The sequence below is a fragment of the Pseudomonas sp. SIMBA_067 genome (genome assembly GCF_046534675.1).
GTDB lineage: Bacteria > Pseudomonadota > Gammaproteobacteria > Pseudomonadales > Pseudomonadaceae > Aquipseudomonas > Aquipseudomonas putida.
This window is the reverse complement of record NZ_JAWRYH010001457.1, coordinates 1-231: the sequence shown is the minus strand read 5'-3', so window position 1 is coordinate 231 and position 231 is coordinate 1. Positions and strand designations below refer to the sequence as shown.

1 protein-coding gene is annotated in these 231 nt (G+C 64.1%); it reads left to right on the top strand.

Annotation, left to right across the window (positions count from 1 at the left end; translation table 11 throughout):
* The coding region (locus tag SB765_RS34245; RefSeq protein WP_410933105.1) for a thioredoxin family protein at positions 1-231 on the top strand (231 nt) is incomplete at both ends.

Sequence of the window (231 nt, the reverse complement as noted above, 5' to 3'; positions counted from 1 at the left end):
GCCAGAACTGCCCGGACGTGGTCCAGGCGCTGAACCTGATGGCGGTGCTCAACCCCAACGTGCGCCACGTGGCCATCGACGGCGCGCTGTTCCAGGACGAAGTCGAATCGCGCAAAGTCATGGCGGTGCCGAGCATCTACCTGAACGGTGAAGTATTCGGCCAGGGCCGCATGGGCCTGGAAGAGATTCTGGGCAAGATCGACACCAGTGCCGGCAGCCGCCAGGCCGAAA